Origin of the sequence: Natrialba swarupiae, from assembly GCF_008245225.1 — an archaeon.
GTDB lineage: Archaea > Halobacteriota > Halobacteria > Halobacteriales > Natrialbaceae > Natrarchaeobius > Natrarchaeobius swarupiae.
In genome coordinates this window covers 1-636 of the sequence record NZ_VTAW01000093.1, presented here as the reverse complement: position 1 = coordinate 636, position 636 = coordinate 1, and the positions used below count along the sequence as shown (strand labels likewise).

The following is a 636-nucleotide window of genomic DNA, read 5'->3' as shown; positions in this document are numbered from 1 at the left end:
AGTATGCAAAACCACGACCGATGGATCCGCGACAATCGCCAGATGCTGAGGAGGATTTTCGTGAGCGCCTGGGAGAGGCGCTCACGAAAGACCGTGGTGATGAGCCACTTATTCTCGGCTTCTTCGACGCTTCGTGGCCACAACCGTTCGAGAACTCCCAGCGAATGTGGTCGTACGATCGAACCGTGGAAATCCACAAACCGCTGGTCACAGTTCCCTGGAAAACGCTTGGCTTCTATGCATTGCTCGGCAAGAGTACGCTCATCTTTCGGAAGCGAACAACGAAAGAGAGTATCTGCGCAGCGTTAGAGGCTATTCGCGAGCAGAATCCGGTCGGACGGATTCTGCTCGTTGCCGATAACGATGGTGGACATCATGCCAAACTCACTCAACGACGGGCCGACGAACTCGGCATCGAGTTCGTCTTCCTCCCTCCGTACTCGCCGATGTTCAATGCCATCGAACCGCTCTGGAAGACGCTCAAACGGAAGATTTCGCCAGAAATCTTCGAGGGAGAAGATCATTTCGAGCAGTTCGTTACTAACACGTTTCTAGACCTATCCAAACGCGTTAGCTTCGCCGACGACTGGATCAAAACGTTCCTCCCGAATATTCAAAAGTTACGCTGACCACTCA

The 636-nt window shown here is 52.8% G+C and carries 1 protein-coding gene; it reads left to right on the top strand.

Going from position 1 to position 636, the window contains the following annotated elements:
* A partial coding sequence (locus tag FYC77_RS20055) for an IS630 family transposase (protein ID WP_149083254.1) occupies positions 1 to 629 on the top strand: 629 nt, incomplete at its 5' end.
* Between the last annotated feature and the right edge of the window lie 7 nt (positions 630 to 636).